Genomic DNA, 25,904 nt, shown 5'->3' with positions numbered 1-25,904 from the left:
ATCCACAACAATGACCACGATCCACGTCACCAATGGCGACAGCGCGGCCCTGTCTCTCGCCGAAGCGCTTCGACTAGCCGACCGTCCAGACCGTGTCATCCCTCTGCGCGACGATCTCGCGGTCGGCCCGCTCAGAGACGCCGACGACACTTCGCTCACGCGCGCAGCGTTTTGGCGTCAAGTGCTCAACAGCACGAATGAATTCGAGGACGAACTCGAAGCGCAGCAGGCGCTCTTGACACGCCTCGTGCGCGGCGACGCGCAGATTGTCGTGTGGCACGGACAGAGCGCGGCCGACCAGCTCACCTTGCGGCGCGTCGCCTACCATCTGCGCAACGTGCCGCAACGTCTTAACGAGGCGAAGCTCAACTACGACGACCTGTCGATCGAAGCATCCGACGCGCATTCCGATCCGCTCCGGCGTGCCGATCGCGCGACCGCTGTCGGCATGTTTTCACCTGGACAGTTGCTAAAGAAGTTGCCGAGCGCCGCGCCGATTTCGGTGCTGCGCATTAGCCGGCTGGCGCTCGAATGGCAGGAGGCGAAGCATGCGAGCGCGGAGACACGTCGGCTGCGCGACAACATGCTGGTTTCGGGAAGCTGGTTCGACGTCGACGAAGCCCTGCTCGACCTAGCCAGCCCCGAATGGCAGCCCGCGCGGCGGATCGCCGGTGGCGCAATGGCGCGCCGCTTCGATTTCCTTCTCAGCGATTCGATCGCTTTCTGGCGATGCCGCGAACTCGTCACGGCGGGCCGGCTTAAAATACGCGGCACGCCGTCGGATATCGTGCAGGCCGAATTGCGGCGCTAAAACCGACAAGAACGCATCTTCCGACCCAATGGCCCGAACCAAAGCGCCCGATCACGAGACGCAACGCGAACAGATTCTGGAGCTTGCCGCCGCGAAATTCGCGCAGACGAGTTACCCCAGCACGTCGATGGCCGACTTGGCAGCCGCGAGCGGCACGTCGAAAGCGCGCCTCTATCATTATTACGAGAGCAAGGAAGCGATTCTTTTCGATCTGCTCGACCGCTACACTAAGCGGCTGATGCTGATCATCGCGGAAGTGGAAGCCGCGAGCCAGCGACGCGGACTGGGCGAGCGCGAGGCTTTCGCTGAACTGGTGCGGGCGTTCCTTGCCGAATACGAGACCTCTCATAGCCGGCACGTCGCGCTATTGAACGACGTCAAATATCTGGAAGACGTGCAGCGCGAGATCGTTCTGGATCGCCAGCGGGATATCGTCGCTGCGTTCGCGCGACAACTGGCGCGCGCGTACCCGAAGCGCGTGACGAGAGAAAATCAAACCGCGCTGACCATGATGGTTTTCGGCATGATCAACTGGACTTTCACGTGGCTCAAACCGGGCGGCAGGCTCGGGTATCGTGAGTTCGGCGAGCAAGTCGTCGCGATGATTGAAAGCGGCCTGAATACTGAAGCCTGAGCGATATTGCGTCGCAGCATGAAGCTGTTGCACGTTGACACACTCTATAAGTCCATGATTTTTATAGATTACAAACGTTTTCCGTAGCTATTTAGAACGTGTCCTCCAGCTTTGATTAAGGGTTTTCCCGTACCCGCCTTCCTCGATTGGGCTAAAATTGTTTTTGCTGTGCAACATGCCCGCATCACCGAGGAGAATCATCGTGGAATTGAACATCGACCGCACTGCCGCGCAGATATTCGCTAGCGATCCGCTGCCTGCATCCGCGCGTCTGCCGGTTCTGGTCCGCGAGTTGTCGTCGGCTGATCGCGAACGGCTGCAGACACACTTCCTTGCGCTCGACGAAGACGACCGGCTGCTGCGTTTCGGGCAGATCGTGCCGGATCACGTCATCGAGAATTACGTTCGCAACATCAACTTTGCTAACGACGCCGTTTTTGGCGTGTTCGACAACGCGCTGCAGTTGATCGGCGTCGGCCATCTGGCCTATCTTCCGGTCGATGGTGAAAAGCGCACCGCCGAGTTCGGCGTCTCAGTTCTCGAAAGCGCGCGTGGCCGGGGCATCGGCACCAAAATGTTCGAGCGCGCCGCCATGCGCAGCCGCAATTCGAAAGTCTCGCAGCTCTACATGCATTGTTTGTCGCGCAACAAGACCATGATGCACATCGCCCGGAAATCGGGGATGAAGATCGAATACGCATATGGCGAAGCGGACGCGTATCTCTCGCTCGCGCCCGCCGATCAAGGCAGCATCATGGCCGAGATGCTTCAGGAACAGGCCGCCGTCTTCGATTACGCGATCAAACGGCAGGCCCATCGGGCGTCGAAGGTTTTTCAGGCGTTCATGCCTGCGGCAACCGTGGCCTGAATCGCAGTCCACGTATCTCACCAAAGAAAGAGCGGCTCTGACCGCCCTTTTTCATTTCAACGCAACGGCAGCGCCGTCGTGTCCTTGATTCGTTCGAGCGAGAAACTCGAACGCACGTCGATCACCGAAGGATGGTGCAGCAGCCGTTCCTGCATGAAGCGCGAAAAGTGCTCCATGTCGCGTACCTGAACGCGCAGCAGAAAGTCCATTTCGCCAGTCATCGCGTCGCACGCGACGACTTCGTCCCACGCGCGCACCGCGTCGCGAAACAGATCAGCATGCGTTGGCGGATTCTGCGAACCGGCCGCGAGTGGAACGCCGCCGCGTTTTTCCAGTCGCACGTTGATGTAGGCGAGCAGCCCAAGCCCGAGCTTTTTCGCGTCGAGCAGCGCGACGTAGCCGCGAATCACGCCAAGTTCTTCCAGGCGCCGAATGCGCCGCAAGCACGGACTCGGTGACAAACTGACTCTATCCGCGATTTCCTGATTCGAAAGCCGGCCGTTTTCCTGAAGGATCGCGAGAATCTTCCTGTCGATGGTGTCGAGTTCTATTTCGGGCACGTTCTGGCTCGTTTGAAGCGTGAGACGGCAGGTTGTTGCGCAATCTTAGAAACACGCGATTTGTTTCGCAAGCTTTTGCTTCTCCAGCTTGACTAGACTGTCTCAATATCGAAACGAATATCAGGAGACACGCGCATGACCGCATCGACTTGGGAAAATCCCGTTGGCACCGACGGCTTCGAATTCATCGAATACACCGCGCCCGATCCCGTCGCGCTCGGCAAACTGTTCGAGCAAATGGGTTTCACCGCCATTGCGCGGCACCGTCACAAGGACGTGACCCTTTACCGGCAAGGCGAAATTAATTTCATCGTCAACGCGGAGCCGGATTCGTTCGCGCAGCGCTTTGCGCGCCTGCACGGCCCGTCGATTTGCGCCATCGCATTCCGCGTCGCCGATGCCGCTCAAGCCTACAAACGCGCGCTGGAATTGGGCGCGTGGGGCTTCGACAACAAGAACGGCCCGATGGAATTGAACATTCCGGCGATCAAGGGAATCGGCGATTCGCTGATCTACTTCGTCGATCGCTGGCGCGGCAAGAACGGCGCGCAGCCGGGCAGCATCGGCGACATCAGCATTTACGACGTCGATTTCGAGCCGATTCCCGGCGCTTCGCCGAATCCGGTTGGCAACGGCCTCACGTATATCGATCACCTCACGCATAACGTGCATCGCGGCCGGATGGTCGAATGGGCCGAGTTTTACGAGCGGCTTTTCAATTTCCGCGAAGCGCGTTATTTCGACATCGAAGGAAAAGTGACGGCTGTCAAGTCCAAGGCGATGAGCTCGCCCTGCGGCAAGATCCGTATTCCGATCAACGAAGAAGGTTCGGAAAATGCCGGCCAGATTCAGGAATATCTGGACGCGTATCGCGGCGAAGGCATTCAGCACATCGCGCTCGGGACGGACGACATCTACAACACGGTCGACGGCCTTCGCGCGTCGAAAATCGCGCTTCTCGATACCATCGACACTTACTACGAACTCGTGGATCGGCGCGTGCCGGACCACGGCGAATCGGTCGCGGAACTAAAGAAGCGCAAGATTTTGATCGACGGTGTGCACGACGAAATCCTGCTGCAAATCTTCACCGAGAACCAGATCGGGCCGATTTTCTTCGAGATCATTCAGCGCAAGGGCAATCAGGGCTTCGGTGAAGGCAACTTCAAGGCGCTGTTCGAATCGATCGAACTGGATCAGATGCGCCGTGGCGTGCTGAAAGACACGACCGCCAACTAGTAACCAGCGTAAGCGCTAAAAGAAAAGGGACATGACCTTTCAGGTTCATGTCCCTTCTTCTTTTCCGCGATTCGTTCGACAGCGCCGAGGAGCGAAGAATAGAGCGATTGGCTTTATGCGGCCGTGTCGTCGCTGCGTTCGGATTCACGGCGCATGCCGGCGCCGGTTTGTGCCGACGGCACGCGGACTTGCGAAATTCGCGGAACGGGCGATGCCGCATTTTGCGGCGCATTCGCACGCGCACCGCCAATCGGTGCGTTGATAGCGAAAAAGGCCGCCGATACCATTAAAAAACTCTGGATGTGACGTTGCTTCATTTTTAATTAACTCCTTCTGACTGCGATTTACGGCACTTGCAACGACCGCCGCATTCCTTCCGGAATGGCGCGCGATCCCCACAAGCGCTCATTTAGACATGCATCCGCGCATGGGTTCCACGATTCGGTCGAACTTACACGCCGTAACAAAACTGTCCTGAATCGCCCACTTGCGGCAACGTTTCAATGCAAAGCGCGAGTAAGTGCGTATTTTTCAACGGGTTAGTACCACTGTCTGAAATCCGTGAGCATCGGCAAACTGGGAAGTCCCGGCCTGAGCGTTCACAAGACGCTGCGGCCCGGAACATGCTTTGGTGATCCCAAACTCGGGTGGAGGAGTACACAGAATGAACGCCCCGCTAGACGCAGAACAAAGAGCTTCGCTAGAAGCCGCACTCAAATCCGTCACGCTAGACGACAAATACACGCTGGAACGCGGCCGCGCCTATATGAGCGGCATCCAGGCGCTGGTGCGTCTGCCGATGCTGCAGCAAGAGCGCGACAAAGCCGCTGGCCTCAACACCGCTGGATTCATTTCCGGTTATCGCGGGTCGCCGCTCGGCGGACTCGACCAGTCGCTCTGGAAGGCGAAAAAGCATCTCGCCGGACATCAGGTCGTGTTTCAGCCCGGCGTAAACGAAGACCTCGCGGCCACCGCCGTTTGGGGCTCGCAACAGGGCAACCTGTACCCGAGCGCCAAATATGACGGCGTCTTCTCGATGTGGTACGGCAAGGGTCCGGGCGTCGACCGCACCGGCGATGTCTTCAAACACGGCAATTCGGCTGGTTCGGCGACGCACGGCGGCGTGCTCGTGCTCGCTGGTGACGACCACGCCGCGAAGTCATCGACGCTCGCGCATCAATCCGAACACATTTTCAAGGCGTGCGGCCTGCCGGTTCTGTTTCCGTCGAACGTGCAGGAATATCTCGACTTCGGCCTGCACGGCTGGGCGATGAGCCGCTACTCCGGCCTCTGGGTCGCGATGAAATGCGTGACCGACGTGGTGGAATCGTCGGCGTCGGTGGATATCGATCCGCATCGCACGAAGATCGTGATTCCGACCGATTTCGCCATGCCCGACGGCGGCCTGAACATTCGCTGGCCCGATCCGCCGCTCGTGCAGGAAGCGCGTCTGCTCGACTACAAGTGGTACGCCGCGCTCGCCTACGTGCGCGCGAACAAGCTGGACCGCGTGGAAATCGATTCGCCCAACGCACGCTTCGGCGTCATGACGGCGGGCAAGGCGTACCTCGACGTGCGTCAGGCGTTGACCGATCTCGGTCTCGACGACGCCACCTGCGCGCAAATCGGCATTCGTCTCTATAAGGTCGGCTGCGTGTGGCCGCTCGAAGCGCAAGGCGCGCACGAATTCGCGCGCGGTCTCGACGAGATTCTGGTGGTCGAGGAAAAGCGCCAGATTCTCGAATACGCGATCAAGGAGGAGTTGTACAACTGGCCCGATGCGCAACGTCCGCGCGTCTTCGGCAAGTTCGACGAGAAAGACGGTGCAGGCGGCGAATGGTCCGTGCCGATGGGCAACTGGTTGCTGCCCGCGCACTACGAACTCTCGCCAGCGATCATCGCGAAGGCCATTGCGACGCGTCTCGAAAAGTTCGATCTGCCCGCCGATGTGCGCGCGGGCATCGCGGCGCGCATTGCCGTGATCGAGGCGAAAGAGAAAGCGCTCGCGCGTCCGCGTGTGGAAGTGGAGCGCAAGCCGTGGTTCTGCTCGGGCTGTCCGCACAACACGTCGACGAACGTGCCTGAAGGCTCGCGCGCGATGGCGGGAATCGGCTGCCACTACATGACGGTGTGGATGGACCGCAGCACGAGCACGTTCAGTCAGATGGGCGGCGAAGGCGTCGCGTGGGTCGGCCAGGCGCCGTTCACGAACGACAAGCACGTCTTCGCCAATCTCGGCGACGGCACCTACTTCCACTCCGGCCTGCTCGCCATTCGCGCGGCGATCGCGGCGAAGGTGAACATCACCTACAAGATTCTTTATAACGACGCCGTCGCGATGACCGGCGGCCAACCCGTCGACGGCGTGCTGACCGTGCCGCAGATCACGCATCAGCTCGCGGCGGAAGGCGCGGCGCGCATCGTCATCGTCACGGATCAGCCCGAGAAGTACACGCCGAGCACGGGACTCGCGCCGGGCATCGACGTGCATCATCGCGATGAACTCGACGACATTCAGCGGCAACTACGCGAGATTCCCGGCACGTCCATCCTGATCTACGACCAAACCTGCGCGACCGAAAAGCGCCGCCGCAGAAAGCGCGGCGCGTTTCCCGATCCGGCGAAGCGCGTGGTGATCAACGAAGCGGTCTGCGAAGGTTGCGGCGACTGTTCGGTGAAGTCGAACTGCCTTTCGGTCGAACCGCTCGATACCGAGTACGGCACGAAGCGGCAGATCAATCAGTCGAGTTGCAACAAGGACTATTCGTGTCTGAACGGCTTTTGCCCGAGTTTCGTCACGGTCGAAGGCGGTCAGTTGAAGAAGCCGAAGGCGACGACTGTCGAAGCCGGCGGCATGCCGGCCCTGCCCGCGCCTGACCTGCCGGATATCGGCCGGCCATATGGCGTGCTGGTGACGGGCGTCGGCGGCACGGGCGTCGTGACCATCGGCGCGCTGCTTGGCATGGCGGCGCATCTGGAGCAGAAAGGCGTGACCGTGCTCGACGTCACCGGCCTCGCGCAGAAAGGCGGCGCGGTGATGAGCCACGTGCAGATTGCCAACCGTCCGGGCGATATTCACGCAACGCGCATTGCCATGGGCGAGGCGGATCTCGTCATCGGTTGCGATGCGATCGTCACCGCCAGCGACGAATGCGGCTCGCGCATGCAGCCGGATCACACGCGCGTGGTCGTGAACAGCGCGCAGACGCCGACCGCTGCGTTCATCAAGGACCCGAACTGGCGCTTTCCCGGCGCGAGCGCTGAAGCCGACATCCGTGCGGCGGCGGGCGAACATGTCGCGCTCGTCGATGCCAACCGCTTCGCCGTCGCGCTAATGGGCGACGCCATTTACACGAATCCGTTCGTGCTCGGCTACGCATGGCAAAAAGGCTGGGTGCCGTTGCGGCATGAATCGCTCGTGCGCGCGATCGAATTGAACGCCGTACAGGTCGAAAAGAATCTGGCCGCGTTCGAATGGGGCCGTCGCGCCGCGCACGATCTCGACTCGCTACGCAAGCTGACCGAAGCGCAACGCGGCAGCGCGCCGGAAGGCGCGGGCAAGATCATTGCGCTGCACACGCCGAAGGCGCTCGACGCGCTCATCGACAAGCGCCTCGACTATCTTGCGAAGTATCAGAACACCGCGTATGCAACGCGTTATGGCCGACTCGTCGCGTCGGTGCGTGCCGCCGAGGCGGAACTCGGCGTCGGCGATGGCCAATATCAATTGACCGAAGCCGTCGCGAAGAATCTGCACAAGCTGATGGCGTACAAGGACGAGTACGAAGTCGCGCGTCTCTATGCGGACCCCGCTTTCCTCGACAAGGTGAAGAACAGTTTCGAAGGCGACTGGAAGATCAAGTTCCATCTCGCGCCGCCGAGCATGTCGAAGAAGGACCAGCACGGCCATCTGGTGAAAAAGCAATATGGCCCGTGGATGATGTCCGCCATGCGCGGGCTCGCGAAGCTCAAGTTTCTGCGCGGCACGGCGCTCGATCCGTTCGGCAGAACCGAGGAGCGGAAGATGGAGCGCGCGCTGATCGTGGAATACGAGGCGCTGGTGAAGGAGCTGATCGGTGGATTGACGCCGCAGAAGCTGGCGCTTGCCATCGAACTGGCGAATCTGCCGGATTCGATGCGCGGTTACGGCCACGTGAAGGACAACAACGTGAAGGCGGCGCGGATCAAGTGGAATGCGCTGCTGACGCGGTGGAGAAACAACGAGGGCGGTCAGGCGCGACAGGTAGCGTAAGGCCTGGGTTACGCGCTGTTTGAAACAAAAGGGCGATCCGCGAGGACCGCCCTTTTGTCTTTCGTGCGTCCAAAGAGAAGCGGCGACCTCTCCGAGAAGCCGCCGTTTTGCCCTTACTTGTTATTCGCCACCTTCGCGTTCGCCGAAGCCACCGCCGTCATATTGATGATCCGTCGCACGGTCGCGGCCGGCGTCAGGATGTGTACGGGTTTTGCCGCGCCCAGCAGGAACGGTCCGACCGTCACGCCCTCGCCGCTCACCATCTTGAGCAGGTTGTACGTGATGTTCGCGGCTTCCACGTTCGGCATGATGAGCAGGTTCGCTTCGCCGGTGAGCGTCGTGCCGGGGAACGAAGCCTTGCGTACCGCTTCCGACAACGCGGCGTCGCCGTGCATTTCGCCATCGACTTCGAGGCCCGGCGCGCGTTCGGCGATCAGCTTGCGTGCTTCGGCCATCCGCTTGCTCGACGCGCTCGGCACGCTGCCGAAGTTCGAGTTCGACACCAGCGCCACCTTCGGCGAAATGCCGAAGCGCTCGATCTCGCGCGCGGCGAGGATCGTCATGTCAGCAAGCTGCTCGGGCGTTGGCGTTTCGTTGACGTAGGTATCGCTGATGAAAAGATTGCGCCCTTGCAGCATCAGCAGATTCATCGCCGCGAAGTTGTTTGCGCCTTCGGACTTGCCCAACACCTGATCGATGAACTTGAGGTGATCCTGATACGTGTCGATGAGACCGCAGATCATGCCGTCGGCGTCGCCGGTATGAACCAGGATCGCGCCGATCAGCGTGTTGAACTTGCGCAGCGCGGCCTTCGCGCTTTCGGGCGTCACGCCTTCACGCGCGGCGATTTCGTGATACGCCTGCCAGCTCTTTTGATAACGCGGATCGTCTTCCGGGTTCACGATCTCGAAATCGACGCCAGGCTTGAGCTTCGAGCCCATCTTCTGCAGACGCATTTCGACGACAGCCGGCCGGCCGATGATGATCGGCTTCGCGATCTTCTCCAACAACACGAACTGCGCGGCGCGCAGCACGCGCTCGTCTTCACCTTCTGCAAACGCGATGCGCGCGGGCGCAGCCTTCGCCGCCACGAACACCGGCCGCATCACCATGCCGGTGCGATACACCGTCGCGCCGAGCGTCTCGCGATACGCGTCCATGTCCTGAATCGGACGCGTCGCCACGCCCGAATCCATCGCGGCCTGCGCCACGGCCGGCGCAATCTTGATGATGAGTCGCGGATCGAACGGTTTCGGGATCAGATATTCCGGGCCGAATTCGAGCGAATGGCCTTCGTAGGCTTTCGCGACTTCATCGCCCTGGTCGGTTTCTTCCGCGAGTTCGGCGATCGCGCGCACGCACGCGAGCTTCATCTCTTCGGTAATGGTCGTGGCGCCCACGTCCAGCGCGCCACGGAAGATGAACGGGAAGCACAGCACGTTGTTGACCTGATTCGGATAGTCCGAACGGCCAGTCGCGATGATGCAGTCCGGCCGCACCTTCTTCGCTTCCTCCGGACGAATTTCCGGCTCGGGATTGGCAAGCGCGAGAATCAGCGGCTTGTCGGCCATCACCTTGACCATCTCGGGCCTGAGCACGCCCGCGCTCGAACAACCGAGGAAAACGTCGGCCTGATCGATGGCATCGGCGAGCGTACGCGCGTCGGTGGTCGCCTGATAGCGCTCCTTCGACACATCGAGGTTGCCGCGCCCTTCGTAGATCACGCCCTTCGAATCGACGACGAGCGTGTTCGACTTCTTCAAGCCCAGATCGACGAGCAAGTCCAGACACGCGATAGCGGCTGCGCCCGCGCCCGAACAGACGAGCTTGATTTCGTCGAGCTTCTTGCCGACCACTTTCAGGCCGTTGAGGATTGCCGCCGACGCGATGATCGCCGTGCCGTGCTGATCGTCATGGAAAACGGGAATCTTCATGCGCTCGCGCAGCTTCTTCTCGATATAGAAGCATTCCGGCGCCTTGATGTCTTCGAGGTTGATGCCACCGAGCGTCGGTTCGAGCATGGCGATTGCATCGACGAGCTTGTCGGGATCGGTCTCGTCGAGCTCGATGTCGAACACGTCGATGCCCGCGAACTTCTTGAACAGACACCCTTTTCCTTCCATCACCGGCTTGGCCGCGAGCGGACCGATGTTGCCGAGGCCGAGCACCGCCGTGCCGTTCGTCACCACGCCGACGAGATTCGCGCGCGAGGTGTATTTCTGCGCGTCGAGCGGTTCATCGAAGATCGCCATGCATGCGGCGGCTACACCCGGCGAATACGCAAGCGATAAATCCAGCTGATTGGAAAGCGGTTTGGTCGGCGTGACGGAGATCTTGCCCGGACGCGGATATTGGTGATATGCGAGAGCGCTTTGCTTCAGTTGTTCGTCCATGATTAGCCTGAGACGTTAGAAATATTTTGAACAGGGTTCACACCGCCGACGACCGCTCAACATTGAGTGTGGAGTGTGATTCGATGGACCAATGTCTTCAGTCGCCCGGCGCATCGGATAGACGCGGCGTGCCGCCCGTAAGGATCAAACGGGACGGCCGGAGCTTTAATTTTTGGGACGACCAGTGTACACCTCGCCTTCCAGATGGCGCGCAGCAGCATTTTCCCTAGGCCGAACGGTTGATCAGTCGAGTTCGGCGCCGCGTTTCTCGGGAATGAGAAAGAGCGTGGCAAATATATCGAGTAAATAGATCGATGCCAGCAAGGCGAGCGCAGTCGCGAACGAATACTTCGCGGCAAGCGCGCCAACCACGACCGGACCCAGTCCGCCGACCGCGCGGCCGATATTGAACAGCACGTTTTGTGCGGTGGCGCGCGCCTCGGTCGGATAGATTTCGGAGATGAGCGCGCCGTAACCGCCGATCATTCCGTTGACGAACACGCCCATGACCGCGCCGCCTACCAGCAACGCGCCGGGGCTCGTCAAGTTCGAATAGACGAAGACCATTGCCACCGCGCCGATCTGATAGAAGAGAAACGCGGGCTTGCGGCCGAAGCGGTCGGCCGCGACGCCGAAGAGCCAGATGCCGAGCGCCATGCCGAGCACGGTGACGGCGGTCCAGAGACCCGACTTCGTGAGCGAATAGCCGAAGGTCTTGGATAGATAACTGGGCAGCCAGATCATCAGCCCGTAATAGCCGAAATTCTGCACCGAGCACAGCACGATCACGCCGAGGCTCGCACGCGTCGTGCGCGCGGTGTCGAAGAGACGTCCGAGCGGCAGCTTGCGCGGCGCGTGCTTCGCGCGACGTTCCGTGAAGGGCGCGGGTTCGGCGACCTTGCGCCGCACGAAGAACGACGCGACCGCCGGCAACAAGCCGACGGCGAACATGCCGCGCCAGCCGATCATCGGCAGCAAAAGCGGCGTGAGAAGCGCGGCGGCGAGCACGCCGAGTTGCCAGCCAAGCCCGACATACGAGGACACGCGCGCCCGCAGCCGAGCCGGCCATGCCTCGGCGACGAGTGCCATGCCAATGCCGAACTCCCCGCCCAACCCAATGCCCGCGATGGTGCGATAGACCAGCAAGTCGCCGTATCCTCTTGCAAGCGCGCACAGGCCGGTGAAGACGGCGAACAGGAGAATGGTCCAGGTCAGCATGCGCACACGGCCGAAGTAATCGGAGAGCATGCCGAACACCACGCCGCCCGCGACCGCGCCAGCCAGCGTCCACGTGACGAGCGACCCTGCCTGCGCGGGCGTGAGGTGCAGATCCACGGCGATCGCGGGCAGCATGAAGCCGAGGATCAGGAGATCGAAGCCGTCCATCGCATAGCCGAGAATGGAAGCGATGAGCGCGTGCAGCGCGTGGCGGTGATTCGGGGTATCGACGGAAGGGGAAGCGGGAGTCATGTGGGAGCACGGCGGGCGAAGTTGCGCGAGTTTAAGTGCGACGACCACGCGGCTACAAGACGCTCAAAAAATAGGCGCTGTCCCGAGCGCCGCTCGCCCGAACGTCTCACCTCGGGTAAAATTTCGGCCTACGCGCGCAGGAACCGCACGAACGCCGCCTAAAAGCGGCTCGTTCTGCCTGTTAATGCGCCAGGGCCCCACGCGGCCGCCTCCCGCTTCGACCAAGCGCCACCATCCAAGTCCAAGGATTCGCCCATGACAGGCTTCGATCGCCAGACGATCTCCGACACCACCGCCAAGATTTTGCTCGAAGTACAGGCGGTGCACTTCAACGCGGAAAAACCGTATATCTTCACGTCCGGCTGGGCGAGCCCGGTGTATATCGACTGCCGCAAGCTGATTTCCTATCCGCGCGTGCGTCGCGGTCTGATGGAAATGGCCGAGGCGACCATTCTGCGCGACGTCGGCTACGAACAAATCGACGCGGTTGCAGGCGGCGAGACGGCGGGTATTCCTTTCGCGGCGTGGCTGGCGGATCGCCTGATGGTGCCGATGCAATACGTTCGCAAGAAGCCCAAGGGTTTTGGTCGCAACGCGCAGATCGAAGGTCTTCTAACCGAAGGCCAGCGCGTGCTGCTGGTGGAAGACCTGACCACCGACAGCCGCAGCAAGATCAACTTCATCAATGCGCTGCGCACGGCCGGCGCAACGGTGAACGACTGCTTCGTGCTCTTTCACTACAACATCTTCAAAGAGAGCGTGTCGGTGCTGAAGGATATCGACGTGAATCTGCACGCGCTCGCGACGTGGTGGGACGTGCTGCGCGTCGCCAAGGAACAAGGCTATTTCGAATCGAAGACGCTGGATGAGGTCGAGAAATTCCTGCACGCGCCTGCCGAATGGTCGGCGGCACACGGCGGAGCGACGGCTGCGCCGCAATAAGTCTTTAAAGCAATCGCTGGTTGAGAATCGAAACGAAAAAGCCGCTGACATGACATCAGCGGCTTTTTTCAATTCGTCCAGCGGTTAAATACTGCGAACCTAATTTGAATCTGGAATGGGCACGTCTTCCACGGAACCGTCGCCCGAATATGCCGAGAGATTCATCAAGCCATTACTTTGTGCATACTGAAACAATTCGGAATCTCGCTCGATACCCAGTTTGCGCATAGCGGTGTTCTTTTGCGTGCTGATGGTTTTAATACTGCGCCGCAATTGCCCCGCTATTTCAGTGATCGTCATGCCCGAGACGAAGAGCCGCACCACTTCGAGTTCACGCTTGGAAAGAATCACGCTGCGTTGCTGACCGCTTCCGCTCATTCCCATGCTGTCGAGCGCCGCCTTGACCGATGGCCCGAGATACTCCTGACCACGCATGACGTGCTGAATTGCCCAGCCGATATGGTTCATGTCGTCGGCTTTGTTGATTATCGACATGACACCGACTTCGCGCAGACGTTTGAGCAAGGCCGGGTTTTCCAGCATGGTCAGGACAACGAGTTTTACCCGGGGAAATTGCCTGCCGATATAGCCGAGCAGCGGCATGCCATCGCCATAAGAGCCGCCCGGCATTGCAAGATCGGTTACGAGAACGTCGCAATGCGATTTTTGCAGCAATTGAATAAGCTCGGTGGATTGCTTGGCCTGACCAATGACGTCGACCTCCGGAAACTTGTTGAGCGCCTGAGTGGCGCCGAACAAGATGACCGGATGATCGTCTGCAATGATGACTTTTATTCGCTGGCTCATTTACTGCCCCAGAATATTGGTTCGTCTGATGCCGCGCGAATCACTGTCGGGATATTCATTTTCTCTTTGATAGCTGCCGAAGTCGCCGCCGTCAAGGCGTCATCTCGTTTTTAATTTCAGACACATTTGAACTGCGCCATAGGTTTAGTCTCAAGGTGCAAGCTTTTAATGCTTTGTTGCAATGTTAAACTGCAACTTGGCATGAAGCGCATCACTGAGACAAAAAACATCGTTGCAGCCATCGAAACGCTGATATAAGGCGCAACGACACTGACAGGAGTCAGCTACATGCGCCTCGCATGTCGAACCGAGAGTCCGGCCGGTCTTACGTTATTCGCACTCTCGACGTGGATATTGACGGTGATTTTCATGCCACAAGACGCCGTGGCTGAACCGGCATTCACCGTTTCAAGCGTCGATCTAGTTCCGGGAAAGCCGGTTTCGCGCGATCTTCTTTTCAATGAATCCGACTGCAAGGGCGGCAATCGCTCACCGCAGCTTTCATGGCGCGGCGCGCCCACCGATACGCGCAGTTTTGCGATCACCGTATTCGATCCCGACGCCCCCGGCCGCGGCTGGTGGCATTGGGCCGTCGCTGGCATTCCGGCGGGTGTGACGCATATACCGGCCAATGCGAGCGCCGCCGGCGCGCTGCGCAAAATGAGCGCGGTGGAAGCCCGCAACGACTGGGATACCGACGGTTACGGCGGTCCGTGCCCTCCGCCTGGCAAGGCGCACCGCTATATCGTGACGGTGTATGCGCTGCGCAGCGACGATCTGCGGCTGCGGCAGGGTACGCCCGCGCTGATGTTCGAACACGAAATCCGCACGGTAAGCATCGCTTCGGCGCAGTTGACGTTCACTTACGGCCGGTAATGAACGGGCGGCGAGCGTAACGCTCGCCGCATCCATGTCCGCAGAACGAAATTTGTCTTTGCTAGACTGGTTCCGCTCGCCCGCCGCCTTCGTCGAGTGATGGCTTCCATGCCGTCGTCGCGAAGAGCAAACCCACACGCGTGCAGTCGAGACGCACCGCGAATTCATCGCGGCTAAAGGAAACCATGTCGAACATCATCATCGTTTATCACAGCGGCTACGGCCACACGAAGAAAGCCGCCGAAGCCGTGCTGGCCGGCGCCACGGACGCAGGCGCCAACGCCAAACTGATCGCAGTCGGCGATCTCGACGACGCCGCCTGGGCCGACCTGGATGCCGCCGACGCCATCATCTTCGGCTCGCCGACGTACATGGGCGGCCCGTCCGCCGACTTCAAGAAATTCGCCGACGCCAGTTCCAAACCCTGGTTCGCGCAAAAATGGAAAGACAAGATCGCGGCGGGCTTCACCAATTCCGCGACCATGAACGGCGACAAGTTTCTGACGATTTCCTACTTCGTCACGCTCGCCATGCAGCACGGCATGATCTGGGCGGGCACCGGCATGATGCCGTCGAACACGAAGGCCGCTACCCGCAACGACCTGAACTTCGTCGGCGGCTCGACCGGGTTGCTGACGCAATCGCCGGCGGATGCATCGCCGGACGAAGCACCGCCGCCCGGCGATCTCGAAAGCGCCCGCGTGTTTGGCGCGCGAATCGCTGCCGTGACTGCTCGCTGGACCGGCAAGTAAGGCGCGCGCGCCGCTTGGGCGGCGCGTTTGACAGCCTGCACGCGCTCGTTGCGGACAACGGACATCAACGCGTCTCGGAAACGCCTTAAAATGTCCGTTTTTGCGGCGAGCGCGTAGGCGTTGCAACCATTTGCGTCGTCGCGCCGAACCAGTGAGATCGAGATGACCACGAAAGTATTTGTCGACGGACAGGAAGGCACCACCGGCCTTAAGATTTTCGAATATCTGTCGGGACGCCGTGACATCGAAGTGCTGCGTATCGACGACACGAAGCGCAAGGACGTCGAGGAACGCCGCCGCCTCATCAACGCATCCGACGTGACCTTTCTATGCCTGCCGGATGTCGCCTCGCGCGAATCGGTTTCGCTCGTCGACAAGGACAACGCTCGCACCGTCATGATCGACGCCAGCACCGCGTTTCGCACGCAGGACGACTGGGCGTACGGTCTGCCCGAACTGTCGCGCGCGCAGCGGGAACGTCTGCGTACTGCGAAGCGCATCGCCGTACCGGGCTGCCATGCATCGGCGTTCGTACTGTCGGTGCAACCGCTCGTCGCGGGCGGTCTCGTATCCGCCGATTTCGACGCGCACGCCTATTCGATCACCGGCTACAGCGGTGGCGGCAAGAAGATGATCGCCGAATACGAAGCCGGCGGCGACGCGCGTCTGGCGAGTCCGCGTCCGTACGCACTCGGCCTCACGCACAAGCATCTGCCGGAAATGTCGGTGCGCACGGGTTTGAAGCGCGCGCCGATTTTTACGCCAATAGTCGGCCCGTTCCTGAAGGGTCTGGCGGTGACGACATATTTCTCGCCCGACCAGCTCGCGCGCAAGGCGAACCCGCAGGACGTGCGCGATATGCTCGCCGAGTACTACAACAACGAGCCGTTCGTGCGCGTGCTTCCGTTCGATGCCGAAAGCAATCTCGACAACGGTTTCTTCGACGTGCAAGCGTGCAACGACACGAACCGTGTCGAGATTTTCGTGTTCGGCAACGAAGAGCGTTTCGTGACCGTGGCGCGGCTCGACAATCTTGGCAAGGGCGCATCCGGCGCGGCGATTCAATGCATGAATCTGGCCATCGGTGCCGACGAGGAAGCCGGGCTCACGCGCTGATCGTTATCCCTCGGAAAGCAGAAAAGCCGGTTCGTTTTGTCAGCGGATCGGCTTTTTTTATTGGCTGCATCATTTGCTGCGGACGAAAAAAAGCCCGCCTAGTTTGGCGGGCTGAATCCATATCAGTGGAGACATGGAGGAGACAGGAGTAACTATATCGTTAAATTTGATGCGATGCAACATCTCCGTTGCATGCGATCAACACGGAATATTTCACGGCTGCGTCATCGAGAGAATGAACTGCAGTTGATCCGATGAAATTGGCTTCACGAGATGTACGTCGAAGCCCGCATCCATCGTTAGTTCGCGGTGTTGCGGCTGACCCCAGCCCGTGAGCGCAACGAGCATCATCGCGTGACCTGTGGGCGTGCGGCGCAAATCACGCGCGGCGACGAGCCCATCCAAAAGCGGCGCGCCGATATCCAGAATCACGACATCCGGCGAAAACTGCGCGGCCACGTGCACGGCTTGCGCGCCATTGGCGGCGAGCGCCACTTCGTGCCCCATTCCATTCAGGAGATTGGCGAGACCGCTCAGGGCGTCGTCGTCGGCGTCGGCTATAAGGATGCGCTTCGTCACGATAGCCTCACCGGTTGCCGTAGATTTCGAGCTTCAGCTTGTTCTCGCCCGCCTGCGATGCCGCGATCTCCGTGCGCGCGCCGCGTGCGCCAAGATAAAAGTGCTGGCGCGCGGGCGAATTCTGATCGTGGGTGGCGTCCGGCAGACAGGAAGCGATGTCCGCCGCGACGCTTTGCAGCGCATCGGCGCTTGCTCCGCCGTGCGGCGTCCAGGTGCATCGATAGTTGCTTTGCGACGCCGCGCAGCTCGCGCCGTCGCCGTATGCCAACGCGACGGGCCGTCCATCGATTGCGGAGAGTGACGAGAAATTCGGCGCCGCCGCCACGATGCGCTTCAGCGCATCGCACGGGCTCGGGGTGTCATCGGCGTGAGCGGGCGCGCTCGACAAGGCGCCCCAGCAAAGCGCGGCAAAGGCGATGCGGTTCGATGGCATGACGTCTCCCAGCTATTTTTAATTACGTTCGATGCATAGCCATCCCAGCAAATCACGAACCCGTTAGAACAGACGTTTCTTTTCAACGATCATCGTCCCGCGCGGCGCGCCGCCACTTGCCCGAGCACCGCGAAGTCCTTTTCGCCGTCGCCGTGGGCAAGCGCGTCGACGAGGTTGTCGCGCACCACGCTCGCGACTGGCAGCGGCACGTTGACCGCGTCGCCCGCGGCTATCGCGAGGCGCACGTCCTTCAGACCGAGCCGCGCCTTGAAGAGCGCGGGCTCGTAACGACGCTCCGCGATCATCTTGCCGTAGCCCTGATAAACCGGCCCCGGAAACAGCGAATTCGTGATGACGTCGAGCAACGTCTGCGCCTCGATGCCGTGTCCGCTCACGAGCGCGGCCGCTTCGCCGAAACTTTCTATCGCCGACGCCAGCATGAAATTCGCCGCCAGCTTGAGCACGTTGGCGTGCTGCGGTTCGTGGCCCACGCGCCAGGTTTTTTGACCGAGCGCGTCGAAGACGGGTTGCACGCGCGCGATGTCGGCATCGGCGCCGGCCGCGAGAATGTTGAGCTTGCCCGCCGCCGCGACATCCGGCCGGCCAAGCACGGGCGCGGCCACGTAAGCGACGCCATGCTGCGCGTGCAATTGCGCGAGTTCGACGGCGAGCGCCGCCGAAATGGTCGCCATGTTCACGTGCACGAGGCCTTTCGGCGCGTGCTTGAGCAAGCCGCCATCGATCAGCACGGAGCGCAGCGCTTGATCGTCCGCGAGCATCGAAAAGGCGGCGTCGCCGGCAAATGCCTGCTCGGGGGTATCGACCACGGATGCGCCCTGGTCCGCGAGCGAACGCGTCTTGTCGCGCGAGCGGTTCCAGACGCGCACCGTGTGGCCCGCTTTCAGCGCGTTGACGGCCATGGCCGCGCCCATTTCACCCAGACCGATGAATCCGATATCCATGCTTACGCTCCATTCGTTGATTGCCGACCGAGCGCCAGTAGAGCACATCGACCGGCAGCACGCCGAATCCGCCGATGCGATACTCCCTGCATGGTCACGGCGCGCTTTCACTTCCATCGCGAACTGAACGACTTTCTGGCGCGGCCCCAACGCGGGCAGGCATTCGCTTGCGCCTGTCCGCCGTCTTCGTCGGCCAAACACATGATCGAAGCGCTGGGCGTGCCGCACACGGAAGTGGCGCTGATCGTGCGCAACGGGCATCCGGCCGGCTTCGACGCGCCGATCGAAGAAAACGATGTCATCGAGATCTATCCCGCGCGGCGCGTGCCGCCCGGCATGGCCGAAGGCGCGCGGCTCTTGCGGCCGGCACTCGTCGCGGAAAATTTGCGCTTTATCGCCGATGCGCATCTCGGCGGCCTCGCGCAACTGTTGCGGCTCGCGGGTTTCGACACGCGTTACGACAACAACTTCGCCGACGATGAAATCGAGCGCCTTGCGCACGATGAAGCACGCATCGTCCTTACGCGCGACCGCGAATTGCTCAAGCGAAAAAATGTGCTGCACGGCTGCTACGTGCGCGCACTGCATGCCGACGAGCAATGGCGTGAAGTGGCGGAACGTCTCGATCTCGCGCCGCATGTGCGCGCGTTTCGCCTCTGCCTCATGTGCAACGCGCCGCTGCGTCGCGCGGCAGCGAGCGAGATCGACGACCGCGTGCCCGAAGGCGTGCGCGAACGGCACACGCGTTTCGTGACTTGCGATGTCTGCCGCCGCGTCTTCTGGGAAGGCTCGCACTGGAAGCGCATGCGCGAGCGCATCGACGGTCTCGCGGATGCAAGCCGCGTGTGAACCTCCACGTACAATACGGCCCCTGCCTATCAAAACGCCGCAACGGAGCATCGCGTGAACAAATTTCAACTGGAACAAACCAAGGCGTTCAAGCTCGCCAACGACCTGAAGCAAGGCGGCAAGCCGCGCGTGGGCGCAGCGGAAGCGCCGAAACTGGATCGGCGCGAGCAGCGCAAGCTGGATCAGGCCAAGGGCCTCGTGCCGTTTGCCTGCAAGCTGGACGAGAAGCTCGTGACGCAATTGAAGGAACGCGCCGCGAACCACGAAGGCGGTCTCTCCGAAGTCCTGGCGGAATTGCTCGTCGCAGCGGGTCTGGAGCGTTGAAGCGTCGCGCAGGCGCTCGACCGCCTAGCGGATGCCGTCGCGCGCCTCGTCGACATCGACGTGACGCGTCGCCGGAATGCAGGCCACGGCGATGATCGAAAGCACGAGTCCCGCCATCACGTAGAAGGTCGGCGCGAGTTGCGAGCCCGTCGTCTTGATGAGCCACGTCACGATGAACTGCCCGAAGCCGCCGAACAGCATCACCGCGATGTTGTACGCGAGCGCAAGCCCGGTCGAGCGGATATGAGCGGGAAACAGCTCCGCGATCAGCGCGCCGAACGGCCCGTAGTAACCGGACAGCGTGATCGACAAGAGCGCCTGCACGACCACGAGCCGCGCCACGCTCGGTTCGGCGGCGAGCCACGCGAAGAGCGGATAGATGATCACGAGCGTGATGAGAAGCGACCACAAGGTCAGGCCCTTGCGTCCGATTCGATCCGACCACGCGCCCGCCACCGGCGAAAGCACGGTCAAGATGAGATTGCCGACGATCAGCGCCGTGAACGACTGCCCGAGCGGCAGCTTGAGTTGCTTGACCGCGAAGGTCGGCAGATAGGCGATCAGCACATAGACCGTCACCGTCAGCGCGATCACCGAACCGAGCCCGCACAGCACTTCGCGGCTGTGATTGCGGAAGACTTCACCAAGCGTCGCGCGGCGCGCGGTCTTCTTCGCGTGCAGGAACGCTTCGGTATCGGCCATGTTGCGCCGAATGTACAGGCCGATCGGCCCGATGATCAAACCGAGAACGAACGGCACGCGCCAGCCCCATGAATCGAGCGCTTCGGGCGACAGTCCGCGCGTGATCGCCGCGCCGACGAGCGCGCCGAGCAAGAGCGCCGCCGCCTGACTCGCCATCTGGAAACTGCCGTAGAAACCGCGTCGGGAAAACGGCGCTGCTTCGATCAAGAGCGCGGTCGCCGTTCCGAACTCGCCGCCGGCGGAGAAGCCCTGCAACAGCCGCGCGAACACGATCACGAGCGGCGCGCCGATCCCGATTGCCGAGTATGGCGGCGCTATCGCGAGCAGCAGAATGCCGATGGTCATCATCGCGATGACCAACGTGAGCGCCGCCTTGCGTCCCGCGCGATCCGCATAAAGACCCAGCACGATGCCGCCGACCGGCCGCATCACGAACGCGACGCCGAAGGTCGCGGTGGTCAGCAAAATGGATGAGTAGTCGCTATAGCTCGGAAAGAACAAGCGGGCGATGACGACAGTCATGAAGCCGAACACGGTGAAGTCGTACCACTCCAGCGCATTGCCGATAACCGCGGCCGCGACGGCGCGCGCATTCAATGGTCTGCCTGCCATGCGAATCCCTTTGGTTTGTCGATCATTGGGTTTCGTGCCATCGGACGGACCCCCGTTGGCCGCGTCGTGCGCGTATCGCCCGGCGCATCGAATGCATTTGCTCAGGCGAGGCGTAAGGCTGAATTTGCCTTGGCGAGTGTAAAGACCATGCGTTTGCTTATCAAGCGGCTACAACGCAAAACGCGCCGGGCAATGCCGCCAGGCGCGTTCGTCGTAGAACGAAGAAAGCTCAGGCCTTCTTTACATACGCGCCGCACCAGCCCTTCGAGGCGACCTGCTTGTTCGCGAACATCGGACACGGCGCGTAGGCATCGGCGGCCTTGCCTTGATAGAACTGGCAGTTGCCGCAGTCTTCGCCGGCGGCGTACTTGGCGAACTTGGCCTTATCGACCTTGGTCGCGTCTTCCTTGTAGCCGAGCGCCTTGGCGGTGGGATCGTTTTCGTCGACCTTCGGTGCGTCGGCGAAAGCGGCTTTCGAGCCGAGCGCGAACGTCGATGCAACGCCCACGCTGGTGATGAGAAACGTACGACGAGATGCCTTCATGGTGACTCGCTCCATGTTGTATTGGGGGAAAACGCCGTTCTGACGACGGCGATGCCCGAGCATAACAATCCGGAAGCGAATCGATGAAGCCAAATGTTATAGATAAGAACCCGGGGGAATCGCGGCTAACGCATCATGTCCGCCACGCGCTCGGCGATGGCGAGTGAAGCCGTCAGTCCGGGCGATTCGATACCGAACAGATTCACGAGCCCCGGCACGCCATGCGCGGACTTGCCTTGAATCATGAAGTCGGCGGCAGCCTGCCCCGGACCCGAGAGCTTCGGCCTGATGCCCGCGTAGGCCGGCTGCAGCGCGTCGTCAGGCAGACCCGGCCAATACGCACGAATCGCGGCGTAGAAGGAATCGGCGCGGCGCGGATCGACATCGTAATTGAGCGACTGCACCCATTCGACATCAGGACCGAACTTGGCTTGGCCGCCCATGTCGACGGTCAGATGCACGCCGAGTCCCGCTTCATTGGGCATCGGATAGATGAGCCGTTCGAACGGCGCGCGCCCGCTCACGCTGAAGTAGTTGCCCTTCGCGAAGTAGAGCGGCGGCACGTGACGATCGTCGAGACCGCGAATCTTGCTGGCGATCCTGTTCGCGTGAAGCCCCGCGCTGTTGATCAGAAACGACGCCCGGAAGCGCGCCGGGGCATCGCCGCCGGTCTCGACGATAAAGCAGCCTTCGCGCGCGTCGATGGCGGCCACCGGCGTATGAAACACGATGTTCGCGCCGTGATTCTCGGCATCGCCTTGTAGCGCCAGCATGTACTGGTGACTGTCGACGATTCCCGTACTCGGCGACCACACCGCCTCGACGCACGTCAGTTGCGGCTCCATCTCCGCCGCCTGTGCGCCGCTGATCCGCACGAGACCTTCCACGCGATTTTCCAGGCCCTTCTGTTCGATGCCCGCAAGCTGCGGAATCTGATTGCGCGCCGTGGCAACGAGCAGCTTGCCGCATTGCCGATGCGGCACGCCATGCTCGCGGCAGTATTCGTACAGCATTTCGCGCCCACGCACGCACAGCTCGGCTTTCTGCGATCCGCGCGGATAGTAGATGCCCGCGTGAATCACTTCGCTGTTGCGCGAACTGGTGCCAATGCCGATCGCCTTGCCCGCTTCCAGTACGATCACTTCGCGCCCGCGCATTGCCAGTTGCCGCGCAATCGCAAGTCCAACCACGCCCGCGCCGATTACCACGCACTCGATCCGATCCATGTCCGTTCCGTCGCAAGATAGCTCGCAACCATTCTACGTTCTTGACTATTGCGAGTTGCACAACAAACGCATGGCAATTGAACCGAATTACGGAGCAATGCAGAAAAAGGCATGAAACTGGCCGTCCGATGACAAAAAAGCCATGTTTCCACGGCTTTTTTGGCAATTCCAAAAATTCGAGCGCTTTAAAAACCGATCGCTTTCTTGCGCGAATTACGGTCGAGCTGGATATCGCGCGCCTCGACGTGATGCCGTCCGTCGATACGCGCGTTGCCAAACGCGTTGAGCATCGCGCGCCGCATGCCGCGTGGCGAGGCTTGCGTGAGCGCATCGAGCGGGGCATCGCCGAGCGTTTCGGGAAAGCGCCGGCCCCACGCGTGCGTCGTGCGGATGTCGTCGTAAATCGCCTGCGCGATACGACGCGCGCCGTCGCGATCCGGCGCGGGAATCTCGTAGACGTTCATGCGGTTCATGATCGGCTCGGGAATGGCGCGCGCGTCGTTGGCCGTTGCAATCCACACGACGTTGCCCGCGTTGATCGGCACTTCCGCGAATTCGTCGATGAAAGTCTGCGCCGTGTCGTGTTCGAGCAACGCGTAAAGCGCGCCGAGCGGATCGTATTGCGCGTCGCCGGTGGCCTTGTCGATTTCATCGACGGTAATGACGGGGTTCGCGTAACTGCCGTTCACGAGGGCGTCGAACACCTTGCCTGGCTTGGCGTTGCGCCATTGCGACGACGCGCCCGAGAGAATCCATCCGGCCGTGAGCGAACTCATCGCCACGTAATGCGACGTGGTCCCGAGCATTCGCGCAAGCTGCTTCGCAAAATGCGTCTTGCCGATGCCGGGTTCGCCAAGCAACAGTATTGGCATGAGTTCGAGGCGGTCCTCGGTTTCGAGGCACAGCGCGATCTGCTTGCGAATGTCGTCGAGCGGCTCCTCGAAGTTCGGCAGGGAAGCCGCAAGGTCGTCGATGCACGGCATGCGATTCGGCTTCACGCAGAAGCGCAGATTGCCGACCTTGAGCATCTTTTCGTAAGTGGCGCGCAGGGCGTCGCTTGCGCCTTCGGACAAGTCGTTGAGCGCGGTTTCCACGTCGTCGAGACTGTAGACCTTGCTGAACGATGCCACCGCCAGTTCCTGTTTCACCACGGCTGTCGTCATGTCACACCCCGTCATTGTTTTGGTCGACAAAGCCAGTGTAGCGACGACAAAACACCACGCAAGCGAGCAGTCTCGCGGGTCTGCTGCCAATTCCGCCGCATAGCGCAGGCGCGAGTATCATCGTTCGTCCCACGTGTGAGCGTGCCGCGAGCGGGTTCGAAACGTGCTGTTTTTCTGCGGCGTTTTTCCAACCTCGCTGCGAAGTGTTTTGCGCGGCCCCAGATGTCGGGTTTTGGTAAGGATTCTGGCTGAACCGTAGCCGTGCAGCCCGGTCAGAATCAAGTCGCCGAGGAAACGCCGATCCAGCGGCTTTTCGCCCAAGCAGATCACGCGCAAGAGCGAAACGCCGCCATCCGAACCGCCCGTGCGCCGGAGAAGCCTTCAATGCAAAGAACAACACGAACCGTCTTGCCGTTCCCCTTTAGATTTGCGCTTGCTGCGAGCGCGTGCCTCGTGGTGGTATCGGCGGGACCTGCCTGGGCGCAGTCAAGCACGCCGCAGCCTGTCGACTGGCAGTTGCAGGTCGTGCGCGACGGTCAGCAAATCGATTCGTTTTCCGCCACGACGAATGTCGGCCAGGCGCGCACCGATACGCATCACAACATCACGCAGAATCAGGTCGGCTGTGCGAATCAGCCGGCGGGCGACATCGATCTCACGCGCACCATCACCGTTTCGCCGACGCACGCGAGCGCCGACGACATCACGCTCGCCATCGACGCTCAGGAAACGCTTCAGGATGATTCCTCGCGGACCACGGCGGCCGGCTGCAAGTTGCCGCCGGTGCCGCGTCAGGTGAGCGGATCGCATCCGGGGCTCGTGCTGAAGCCCGGCGAATGGGGCGAATGGAAGATCGTCGACAGCAATCCGACGCTGTTGTATCGAGTGCGCGCGAGCATGGCTTCGGCACCAGCAACGCAATGACGGCCTTCGTGACATAAAGTAGAGAGGCCGCGCCACCACACAACGAACGCATGCGAAACCCAGAACATCTTCCGCCAGGTCCATCCACGCACAACGGCACGCCGGACTTCACCGCCGTAAGCTGGAACCTCCACAAGGGCCGCTCACCGCTCGGACTGCGCGCCTGGAACGCCATGCAGCGGTGGGTTCAGACCACCAACGCCGACGTCTATTTTCTCCAGGAAGCGATGGCGCGGCGCATGCCGCAGCCCGTGCTCGCAAGCGGTTTCGGCAACCCGCTTGCAGCGCCGCTCGACGATGTCTGGCATTGCCAGGCCACCGAAATCGCCACCGCGCTCGAATTGCAGATCGCCCTCGGGCCGAACGTGTTCAAGCCGTCGTGGCGGCACGGCAACGCCATCTTGTCGCCGCATCCGCTGGATCTGTCCGGGCGCTGGGACATCTCGGCGCATCGCTTCGAAAAGCGTGGCTTGCTGGTCGCGCGCGCCACTTTCGCCGGCAAGGCCATCACGCTCTTGTGCGCGCATCTGGCGCTCACGCGTTCCGCGCGTCTGCGTCAGATGAACTGGATCGCGCACTGGATTGCGAAGGAAGCGCCGGAAGGCCCGCTCGTGCTGGCAGGCGATTTCAACGACTGGCGCAACGATTCCGTGCCGCTATTTCGCGAACTCGGCATGAGCGAGGTCGCGACGATGCTCGGCGAATCCGGCCGCACCTTTCCGGCGTTCTCGCCCGCACTCGCGCTCGACAAGATGTTCGTGCGCGGTCTTAAGCCTGTCGAATGGCTCGTGCCGACGCAGGACACCGCATGGCTGTCCGATCACTTGCCGTATATGGCGAGACTGCGCGTTGAGGAATGAGGCGGC

Annotated in this window: 26 protein-coding genes; 14 read left to right on the top strand and 12 right to left on the bottom strand. The window is 61.3% G+C overall.

Features of this window, described 5'->3' with window-relative positions:
* Positions 1 to 10: 10 nt before the first annotated feature.
* The 3 genes from ACYQ47_RS22920 (at position 11) to ACYQ47_RS22910 (ending at position 2,313) form a co-directional block, all read left to right on the top strand.
* Entirely contained in the window at positions 11 to 811 is an 801-nt protein-coding gene (locus tag ACYQ47_RS22920; protein WP_459907078.1) for a DUF1835 domain-containing protein, read from the top strand.
* Positions 812 to 839: 28 nt separating this feature from the next.
* Positions 840 to 1,445, top strand: coding sequence for a TetR/AcrR family transcriptional regulator (locus ACYQ47_RS22915; protein ID WP_250509599.1), 606 nt, complete (start codon positions 840 to 842; stop codon positions 1,443 to 1,445).
* Between the two features lie 235 nt (positions 1,446 to 1,680).
* The gene (locus ACYQ47_RS22910; protein WP_459909279.1) at positions 1,681 to 2,313 is read left to right on the top strand and encodes a GNAT family N-acetyltransferase; all 633 of its coding nucleotides are present in this window, start codon (positions 1,681 to 1,683) and stop codon (positions 2,311 to 2,313) included.
* 56 nt (positions 2,314 to 2,369) lie between these two features.
* On the opposite strand, the gene ACYQ47_RS22905 is transcribed toward ACYQ47_RS22910, so the two are convergent.
* Positions 2,370 to 2,873, bottom strand: coding sequence for an Lrp/AsnC family transcriptional regulator (locus tag ACYQ47_RS22905; protein ID WP_244826453.1), 504 nt, complete (start codon positions 2,871 to 2,873; stop codon positions 2,370 to 2,372).
* 135 nt (positions 2,874 to 3,008) lie between these two features.
* Here ACYQ47_RS22905 and hppD point away from each other — a divergent pair, with 135 nt between their 5' ends.
* The gene (gene hppD, locus ACYQ47_RS22900; protein ID WP_459907075.1) at positions 3,009 to 4,112 is read left to right on the top strand and encodes a 4-hydroxyphenylpyruvate dioxygenase; all 1,104 of its coding nucleotides are present in this window, start codon (positions 3,009 to 3,011) and stop codon (positions 4,110 to 4,112) included.
* A gap of 113 nt (positions 4,113 to 4,225) precedes the next feature.
* Here hppD and ACYQ47_RS22895 read toward each other — a convergent pair whose 3' ends face one another.
* The gene (locus ACYQ47_RS22895) at positions 4,226 to 4,429 is read right to left on the bottom strand and encodes a hypothetical protein (protein WP_250509602.1); all 204 of its coding nucleotides are present in this window, start codon (positions 4,427 to 4,429) and stop codon (positions 4,226 to 4,228) included.
* 347 nt (positions 4,430 to 4,776) lie between these two features.
* On the opposite strand from ACYQ47_RS22895, the gene ACYQ47_RS22890 reads away from it, so the two are divergent.
* Positions 4,777 to 8,364 carry an indolepyruvate ferredoxin oxidoreductase family protein gene (locus ACYQ47_RS22890; protein WP_459907072.1) on the top strand — a complete coding sequence of 1,196 codons (3,588 nt, stop codon included), beginning with the start codon at positions 4,777 to 4,779 and terminating at the stop codon, positions 8,362 to 8,364.
* Positions 8,365 to 8,477: 113 nt separating this feature from the next.
* Here ACYQ47_RS22890 and ACYQ47_RS22885 read toward each other — a convergent pair whose 3' ends face one another.
* Together ACYQ47_RS22885 and ACYQ47_RS22880 are read right to left on the bottom strand one after the other, a co-directional pair.
* Positions 8,478 to 10,757: an NADP-dependent malic enzyme gene (locus ACYQ47_RS22885; RefSeq protein ID WP_459907070.1), complete on the bottom strand. Its 2,280-nt coding sequence runs from the start codon at positions 10,755 to 10,757 to the stop codon at positions 8,478 to 8,480.
* A gap of 243 nt (positions 10,758 to 11,000) precedes the next feature.
* Complete coding sequence (locus tag ACYQ47_RS22880; protein WP_459907068.1) at positions 11,001 to 12,227, bottom strand: MFS transporter; 1,227 nt, start codon at positions 12,225 to 12,227, stop codon at positions 11,001 to 11,003.
* 255 nt (positions 12,228 to 12,482) lie between these two features.
* On the opposite strand from ACYQ47_RS22880, the gene ACYQ47_RS22875 reads away from it, so the two are divergent.
* The gene (locus ACYQ47_RS22875) at positions 12,483 to 13,169 is read left to right on the top strand and encodes an orotate phosphoribosyltransferase (RefSeq protein WP_244826459.1); all 687 of its coding nucleotides are present in this window, start codon (positions 12,483 to 12,485) and stop codon (positions 13,167 to 13,169) included.
* Between the two features lie 99 nt (positions 13,170 to 13,268).
* Here the strand turns inward: ACYQ47_RS22875 and ACYQ47_RS22870 are convergent, their stop codons facing one another.
* Positions 13,269 to 13,928: a response regulator gene (locus ACYQ47_RS22870; RefSeq protein WP_250509719.1), complete on the bottom strand. Its 660-nt coding sequence runs from the start codon at positions 13,926 to 13,928 to the stop codon at positions 13,269 to 13,271.
* Here ACYQ47_RS22870 and ACYQ47_RS22865 point away from each other — a divergent pair.
* The 4 genes from ACYQ47_RS22865 (at position 13,827) to argC (ending at position 16,720) form a co-directional block, all read left to right on the top strand.
* Positions 13,827 to 14,090: a hypothetical protein gene (locus tag ACYQ47_RS22865; protein ID WP_459909440.1), complete on the top strand. Its 264-nt coding sequence runs from the start codon at positions 13,827 to 13,829 to the stop codon at positions 14,088 to 14,090. The genes ACYQ47_RS22870 and ACYQ47_RS22865 overlap by 102 nt on opposite strands.
* 255 nt (positions 14,091 to 14,345) lie before the next feature.
* A complete protein-coding gene (locus ACYQ47_RS22860) occupies positions 14,346 to 14,852 on the top strand; it encodes a YbhB/YbcL family Raf kinase inhibitor-like protein (RefSeq protein WP_250465911.1) in 507 nt (168 codons plus the stop codon).
* Between the two features lie 185 nt (positions 14,853 to 15,037).
* Complete coding sequence (locus tag ACYQ47_RS22855; RefSeq protein WP_459907065.1) at positions 15,038 to 15,604, top strand: flavodoxin family protein; 567 nt, start codon at positions 15,038 to 15,040, stop codon at positions 15,602 to 15,604.
* 162 nt (positions 15,605 to 15,766) lie between these two features.
* On the top strand, positions 15,767 to 16,720 hold the full coding sequence (gene argC / locus ACYQ47_RS22850) for an N-acetyl-gamma-glutamyl-phosphate reductase (protein ID WP_459907063.1): 954 nt from the start codon (positions 15,767 to 15,769) through the stop codon (positions 16,718 to 16,720).
* Between the two features lie 213 nt (positions 16,721 to 16,933).
* Here argC and ACYQ47_RS22845 read toward each other — a convergent pair whose 3' ends face one another.
* From ACYQ47_RS22845 to ACYQ47_RS22835, 3 genes are all read right to left on the bottom strand, one after another.
* Complete coding sequence (locus ACYQ47_RS22845) at positions 16,934 to 17,299, bottom strand: response regulator (protein ID WP_309844700.1); 366 nt, start codon at positions 17,297 to 17,299, stop codon at positions 16,934 to 16,936.
* Positions 17,300 to 17,306: 7 nt separating this feature from the next.
* Complete coding sequence (locus ACYQ47_RS22840; RefSeq protein WP_244826465.1) at positions 17,307 to 17,732, bottom strand: hypothetical protein; 426 nt, start codon at positions 17,730 to 17,732, stop codon at positions 17,307 to 17,309.
* Between the two features lie 89 nt (positions 17,733 to 17,821).
* Entirely contained in the window at positions 17,822 to 18,694 is an 873-nt protein-coding gene (locus ACYQ47_RS22835) for an NAD(P)-dependent oxidoreductase (RefSeq protein WP_250509607.1), read from the bottom strand.
* Positions 18,695 to 18,784: 90 nt separating this feature from the next.
* Between ACYQ47_RS22835 and ACYQ47_RS22830 the strand changes: the two genes are divergently transcribed.
* A complete protein-coding gene (locus ACYQ47_RS22830; RefSeq protein ID WP_459907060.1) occupies positions 18,785 to 19,543 on the top strand; it encodes a Mut7-C RNAse domain-containing protein in 759 nt (252 codons plus the stop codon).
* Positions 19,544 to 19,597: 54 nt separating this feature from the next.
* A complete protein-coding gene (locus ACYQ47_RS22825) occupies positions 19,598 to 19,867 on the top strand; it encodes a hypothetical protein (protein WP_244826468.1) in 270 nt (89 codons plus the stop codon).
* 24 nt (positions 19,868 to 19,891) lie between these two features.
* Here ACYQ47_RS22825 and ACYQ47_RS22820 read toward each other — a convergent pair whose 3' ends face one another.
* The 4 genes from ACYQ47_RS22820 to ACYQ47_RS22805 form a co-directional block, all read right to left on the bottom strand.
* Positions 19,892 to 21,181, bottom strand: coding sequence for an MFS transporter (locus ACYQ47_RS22820; protein WP_244826469.1), 1,290 nt, complete (start codon positions 21,179 to 21,181; stop codon positions 19,892 to 19,894).
* 229 nt (positions 21,182 to 21,410) lie between these two features.
* Positions 21,411 to 21,725, bottom strand: a complete 315-nt coding sequence (locus tag ACYQ47_RS22815) for a high-potential iron-sulfur protein (RefSeq protein WP_244826470.1) — start codon at positions 21,723 to 21,725, stop codon at positions 21,411 to 21,413.
* 125 nt (positions 21,726 to 21,850) lie between these two features.
* Positions 21,851 to 22,951, bottom strand: coding sequence for an NAD(P)/FAD-dependent oxidoreductase (locus ACYQ47_RS22810; protein WP_459907057.1), 1,101 nt, complete (start codon positions 22,949 to 22,951; stop codon positions 21,851 to 21,853).
* 185 nt (positions 22,952 to 23,136) lie between these two features.
* Positions 23,137 to 24,114: an AAA family ATPase gene (locus ACYQ47_RS22805; RefSeq protein ID WP_459907055.1), complete on the bottom strand. Its 978-nt coding sequence runs from the start codon at positions 24,112 to 24,114 to the stop codon at positions 23,137 to 23,139.
* A 384-nt stretch (positions 24,115 to 24,498) separates the two neighbouring features.
* Here ACYQ47_RS22805 and ACYQ47_RS22800 point away from each other — a divergent pair, with 384 nt between their 5' ends.
* Positions 24,499 to 25,038, top strand: a complete 540-nt coding sequence (locus ACYQ47_RS22800; RefSeq protein WP_459907053.1) for a hypothetical protein — start codon at positions 24,499 to 24,501, stop codon at positions 25,036 to 25,038.
* A 50-nt stretch (positions 25,039 to 25,088) separates the two neighbouring features.
* The gene (locus tag ACYQ47_RS22795; RefSeq protein ID WP_250465929.1) at positions 25,089 to 25,898 is read left to right on the top strand and encodes an endonuclease/exonuclease/phosphatase family protein; all 810 of its coding nucleotides are present in this window, start codon (positions 25,089 to 25,091) and stop codon (positions 25,896 to 25,898) included.
* Positions 25,899 to 25,904 lie beyond the last annotated feature (6 nt).

This window comes from Caballeronia sp. HLA56, from assembly GCF_054655155.1.
The sequence above is the reverse complement of the archived record's forward strand: the minus strand, read 5'-3'. Positions and strand labels throughout refer to the sequence as shown.

Excerpts from the sequence above, each read along its gene's own strand:
- ACYQ47_RS22855 (WP_459907065.1), top strand. The coding sequence starts at position 15,038 with ATGTCGAACATCATCATCGTTTATCACAGCGGCTACGGCCACACGAAG.
- ACYQ47_RS22885 (WP_459907070.1), bottom strand. The coding sequence starts at position 10,757 with ATGGACGAACAACTGAAGCAAAGCGCTCTCGCATATCACCAATATCCG.
- ACYQ47_RS22915 (WP_250509599.1), top strand. The coding sequence starts at position 840 with ATGGCCCGAACCAAAGCGCCCGATCACGAGACGCAACGCGAACAGATT.
- ACYQ47_RS22815 (WP_244826470.1), bottom strand. The coding sequence starts at position 21,725 with ATGAAGGCATCTCGTCGTACGTTTCTCATCACCAGCGTGGGCGTTGCA.
- ACYQ47_RS22835 (WP_250509607.1), bottom strand. The coding sequence starts at position 18,694 with ATGGATATCGGATTCATCGGTCTGGGTGAAATGGGCGCGGCCATGGCC.
- ACYQ47_RS22810 (WP_459907057.1), bottom strand. The coding sequence starts at position 22,951 with ATGGATCGGATCGAGTGCGTGGTAATCGGCGCGGGCGTGGTTGGACTT.
- ACYQ47_RS22890 (WP_459907072.1), top strand. The coding sequence starts at position 4,777 with ATGAACGCCCCGCTAGACGCAGAACAAAGAGCTTCGCTAGAAGCCGCA.
- ACYQ47_RS22895 (WP_250509602.1), bottom strand. The coding sequence starts at position 4,429 with ATGAAGCAACGTCACATCCAGAGTTTTTTAATGGTATCGGCGGCCTTT.
- ACYQ47_RS22800 (WP_459907053.1), top strand. The coding sequence starts at position 24,499 with ATGCAAAGAACAACACGAACCGTCTTGCCGTTCCCCTTTAGATTTGCG.
- ACYQ47_RS22920 (WP_459907078.1), top strand. The coding sequence starts at position 11 with ATGACCACGATCCACGTCACCAATGGCGACAGCGCGGCCCTGTCTCTC.
- ACYQ47_RS22865 (WP_459909440.1), top strand. The coding sequence starts at position 13,827 with ATGCGATTTTTGCAGCAATTGAATAAGCTCGGTGGATTGCTTGGCCTG.
- ACYQ47_RS22830 (WP_459907060.1), top strand. The coding sequence starts at position 18,785 with ATGGTCACGGCGCGCTTTCACTTCCATCGCGAACTGAACGACTTTCTG.
- ACYQ47_RS22880 (WP_459907068.1), bottom strand. The coding sequence starts at position 12,227 with ATGACTCCCGCTTCCCCTTCCGTCGATACCCCGAATCACCGCCACGCG.
- ACYQ47_RS22820 (WP_244826469.1), bottom strand. The coding sequence starts at position 21,181 with ATGGCAGGCAGACCATTGAATGCGCGCGCCGTCGCGGCCGCGGTTATC.
- hppD (WP_459907075.1), top strand. The coding sequence starts at position 3,009 with ATGACCGCATCGACTTGGGAAAATCCCGTTGGCACCGACGGCTTCGAA.
- ACYQ47_RS22805 (WP_459907055.1), bottom strand. The coding sequence starts at position 24,114 with ATGACGACAGCCGTGGTGAAACAGGAACTGGCGGTGGCATCGTTCAGC.
- ACYQ47_RS22875 (WP_244826459.1), top strand. The coding sequence starts at position 12,483 with ATGACAGGCTTCGATCGCCAGACGATCTCCGACACCACCGCCAAGATT.
- ACYQ47_RS22860 (WP_250465911.1), top strand. The coding sequence starts at position 14,346 with ATGCCACAAGACGCCGTGGCTGAACCGGCATTCACCGTTTCAAGCGTC.
- ACYQ47_RS22840 (WP_244826465.1), bottom strand. The coding sequence starts at position 17,732 with ATGCCATCGAACCGCATCGCCTTTGCCGCGCTTTGCTGGGGCGCCTTG.
- argC (WP_459907063.1), top strand. The coding sequence starts at position 15,767 with ATGACCACGAAAGTATTTGTCGACGGACAGGAAGGCACCACCGGCCTT.
- ACYQ47_RS22795 (WP_250465929.1), top strand. The coding sequence starts at position 25,089 with ATGCGAAACCCAGAACATCTTCCGCCAGGTCCATCCACGCACAACGGC.